At 51.6% G+C, this 4,503-nt stretch carries 3 protein-coding genes; all 3 read left to right on the top strand.

Translation table 11 applies throughout. The features are described 5' to 3' along the window. Positions 1–2,097, top strand: a 2,097-nt coding sequence (locus tag ACO6V1_RS22550; RefSeq protein ID WP_422468711.1) for an RAP domain-containing protein, incomplete at its 5' end; no start/stop codon positions are given. A 266-nt stretch (positions 2,098–2,363) separates the two neighbouring features. Then, positions 2,364–3,203: an AAA family ATPase gene (locus ACO6V1_RS22545; RefSeq protein WP_269675925.1), complete on the top strand. Its 840-nt coding sequence runs from the start codon at positions 2,364–2,366 to the stop codon at positions 3,201–3,203. Between the two features lie 18 nt (positions 3,204–3,221). Continuing rightward, positions 3,222–4,397, top strand: coding sequence for a vWA domain-containing protein (locus ACO6V1_RS22540; RefSeq protein WP_422447967.1), 1,176 nt, complete (start codon positions 3,222–3,224; stop codon positions 4,395–4,397). Positions 4,398–4,503: the final 106 nt, after the last annotated feature.

The following is a 4,503-nucleotide window of genomic DNA, read 5'->3' as shown; positions in this document are numbered from 1 at the left end:
GGGCTGGAGCGGGCACCAGGGCTCAACGAGGCCGTGGCCGCCCTTTTGCCCATCGTGAACGCACAGAAAAACCAACTTAATGCCCAGGCCATTGTCAACCTGCTGTGGGCCATGGCGAAACTGGTGGACAACGGGCTGGAGCGGACACGGGGGCTCAACGAGGCCGTGGCCGCCCTGTTGCCCCTCGTGAACGCACAGAAAGACCAATTTATTCCTCAGCATATCGCCAACCTGCTGTGGGCCATGGCGAAACTGGTGGACCACGGGCAGACGCAGACACAGGGGCTCAACGAGGCTGTGGTCGCCTTGTTGCCCCTCGTGAACGCACAGAAAAACCAACTTAATGCCCAGGCCATTGCCAACCTGCTGTGGGCCATTACGAAACTGGTGGACAACAGGCAGGAGTGGACACCAGAGTTCAAAGCGGCCGTGGCCGCTCTGTTGCCCCTCGTGAACGCACAGAAAAATCAACTTAATGCCCAGGGAATCGCCAACCTGTTGTGGGCCATGGCGAAACTGGTGGACAACGGGCTGGAGCGGACACAGGGATTCAACGAGGCCGTGGCCGCCCTGCTGCCCCACATGAACGCACAGAAAAACCAACTTAATGCCCAGGCCATTGCCAACCTGCTGTGGGCCATGGCGAAACTGGTGGACAACGAGCAGAAGCAGACACCCGGGCTCAACGAGGCCGTAGCCGCCCTGCTGCCCCTCGTGAACGCACAGAAAGACCAATTTATTCCTCAGCATATCGCCAACCTGCTGTGGGCCATGGCGAAACTGGTGGACCACGGGCAGGAGCAGACACAGGCGTTCAACGAGGCCGTGGCCGCCCTGTTGCCCCTCGTGAACGCACAGAAAAACCAACTTAATGCCCAGGCCATTGCCAAACTGCTGTGGGCCATGGCGAAACTGGTGGACAACGGGCACGAGTGGACACCTGCGTTCAACAAGACGGTAGCTGCACTTTTCCACCGCGTGAACGTACAAAAAGACCAATTTAAAGCCCGGGCTATCCCCAACCTGCTGTGGGCCATGGCGAAACTGGTGGACCACGGGCTGGAGTGGACACCAGGGCTCAACGAGGCCGTGGCCGTCCTTTTGCCCCTCGTGAACGCACAGAAAAACCAACTTAATGCCCAGGCCATTGCCAACCTGCTGTGGGCCATGGCGAAACTGGTGGACAACGGGCAAGAGCAGACACCAGAGTTCAAAGAGGCCGTGGCCGCGCTGTTGCCTCTCGTGAACGCACAGAAAGACCAATTTATTCCTCAGCATATCGCCAACCTGCTGTGGGCCATGGCGAAACTGGGTGAGCTCGTTGAGTTGAACGTGGTTGCTTCTACGTTCGAATCTCTTGTGTACAGAATCAGTGAAAACCCTCAATTCCCTCAACAAGATATATCGATGTCTCTCTGGGGAGTCATGGTATGCTGTGCCAGGTTGGTTCTAGACTCCAATGCTAATAAAAATAACGTGTTTGAAAATCACATGGATGACCTGTTGACTCGCCTGGAAAATACATCGCCAGATAATGAAGATGATCAATCCATCATGATCATGGCCGCCAGTTGGCTTGGCAGAGCGAGTCCGGTCGTTCGCCATTACCAGACAGCCATTTCAAAAACCCAAGCCCAATTCCGCGATCGACTCCAATCATCTATTCCATCTTTGAAGATTGAAGAAGAAAAGAGTCTGAACTCATTACCTCCGGTTGACCTGCTTCTGCCAGATCACAACGTTGTAATTGAAGTTCAGGGGCCGTCTCATTACGTGGGTGGTGATTTCAAAACCAGGAATGGTTCGACTCTGCTGAAAATCGCACTGCTGCAAAAAGCAGGATTTGAGGTCATTGAAATCCCGGTTACCCAGCTTGGGAGCCCGGACTCAATAAAACGATGTATTGATCAAATAAAGATCAGGGTAGACATCCTGGCACAGCAGCATGGCTCTGTATCACTTACTCAAACGCGGGGGGCAGGTGAGCGATATGTTACTGCCGATAAAGGATGGCAAGATCACTGTGACTTAACTAACGAAGGACATTCAGTAAAGCAAACAGGTAAACCAAAAAGTAGAAAAAAGAAGAGAAAATAAGGCCAATAACCTCTTCCCTTCCATCATGACTCAAGAACCGTTTTCACATTGCTGGGAAGGCGGGCTTCCAACTTTTCAATACCTGCCATCCAGGATGGTATTACTGTTTGCATTCATCAACTGAAAAGATCACCCCTGACAACAGCCGATGACTATCCATCCTCCTCCCTTTTGCGTTACCCTTACCCACAACCTGATGCACGATAAATAAGAGAAACACGTCTGTTGTATTGCGTATTTCCGAATAAAAAGAAGATAACTGCCTTATGAGCTTTGAAAGTACCGACCAGTATATCGCTACCGATGACCTGAAAATGGCCGTCAATGCTGCCGTAACGTTACAACGCCCTCTCCTTATTAAAGGGGAACCCGGCACCGGCAAGACCATGCTGGCAGAACAGGTGGCCCGTTCCCTGGGCAAAGAGCTGCTGCAATGGCATATCAAATCCACCACCAAGGCCCAGCAGGGGCTCTACGAATACGATGCGGTATCCCGCCTTCGAGACTCGCAACTGGGTGATGAGCGGGTGCACGATATCAGCAATTACATTGTCAAAGGCAAACTCTGGGAAGCCTTTGAGTCAGACCAGCAGTCGGTTTTGCTGATCGATGAGATAGACAAGGCAGATATTGAATTCCCCAATGACCTGCTGCAAGAGCTGGACAAGATGGAGTTCAATGTTTACGAGACCCAACAACAGATAAAAGCCCGACAACGCCCTATAGTCATTATCACCAGTAACAACGAGAAAGAGCTGCCCGATGCGTTTTTAAGACGCTGCTTCTTTCATTACATCAGCTTTCCTGATGCAGAAACCATGAGGGAAATTGTCCGGGTACACTTTCCTGACCTGCAGAAAAAACTGGTCGATGAGGCCCTTCAGGTATTTTTCGAACTCAGGGAGATCCCCGGTCTCAAGAAGAAGCCCTCGACTTCCGAGCTGATCGACTGGCTGAAACTGCTCAATTCCGACGATATCCCGGCAGATATTCTTCAAAACCGTGATACCAGAAGTGCCATTCCCCCGCTGCATGGAGCGCTGGTGAAAAATGAGCAGGATGTCCATCTGCTGGAACGGCTGGCCTTTATGAGCCGACGCGGTTAACCGGCCTGAGGACTCACCATGCTGACCAATTTTTTTGCAACCGTCCGGGCATTTGGTGTACCTGCCACCACCCGGGAATATCTCGACCTGCTGGCAGCACTGGATGCAAAACTGATCTACGCCGATCAGGAAGGCTTTTACCAGTTAGCGCGAACCATTCTGGTCAAGGATGAAAGGCATTACGACAAGTTTGATAAAGCCTGCCAGGCTTTTTTCAACGACCTTGACGCCATGGATGACATACTGGAAGCACTGATACCTGAAGAATGGTTAAGGCAGGCGTTTATCCGACAGTTGTCCGATGATGACAAGGCAAACATCCAGGGCATGAAAAACCTCCAGGAATTACTCGATACATTCCGACAGAGAATGGAGGAACAGAAAAGTCGTCACCAGGGCGGTAATAAATGGATTGGCACCGGCGGAACCTCACCGTTTGGCGCTTATGGCTATAACCCTTCCGGCATTCGGATTGGTCAGGATCAATCCAGACACCGTAAAGCCACCAAAGTCTGGGATAAGCGGGAGTTTAAAAACCTGGATGATAACGAGCAACTCGGCAGCCGCAATATGAAAATGGCACTGCGCCGATTACGCCGCTTTGCCCGCCAGGGGGCAGCAGACCAGCTGGATCTTGACGATACCGTCCGCTCAACCGCCAGCAAGGGTATGCTGGATATCAAGATGGTGCCTGAACGCCATAATGCCGTGAAAGTGCTGCTGTTCATGGATATTGGCGGCTCAATGGACGATTACGTTCGCCTGTGTGAGGAGTTGTTTGCCTGCTGCCGAACCGAGTTTAAACACCTTGAGTTCTATTACTTCCATAACTATCTCTATGAAAGTGTCTGGCAGGATAACCGTCGTCGCCAGCAGGAGCGCATCAGCCTCTGGGATGTGATTCACCGCTACGGCAAGGATTACCGGGTGATTTTTGTGGGCGACGCCGCTATGTCTCCCTATGAAATTACCTCACCCGGCGGCAGTGTCGAACATTTCAATGAAGAGGCCGGTCAGGTCTGGATGTCACGGCTGAAAGCGCACTTTGACCGGGTCGCATGGCTGAACCCCTCCCCGGAACATGCCTGGCAATATACCTCATCAACACGACTGATTGATGAGCAGATGGAAGGCAAAATGTTCCCGCTGACCATTAATGGCCTGGAAGAGGCAATGGGCTATCTTGCTGGATAAATAATTTTTTAAAGAGGGAACGATTTTCGTGTCAAACAGTCCGATTAGGTAAGAGTGTATCAGTAAGAGTTTCTGAATGATTCATTACTCTTCACCATTCGAATGT

This window comes from Endozoicomonas sp. ALC013, assembly GCF_049310205.1.
Classification (GTDB): Bacteria; Pseudomonadota; Gammaproteobacteria; order Pseudomonadales; family Endozoicomonadaceae; genus Endozoicomonas.
The sequence above is the reverse complement of the archived record's forward strand: the minus strand, read 5'-3'. Positions and strand labels throughout refer to the sequence as shown.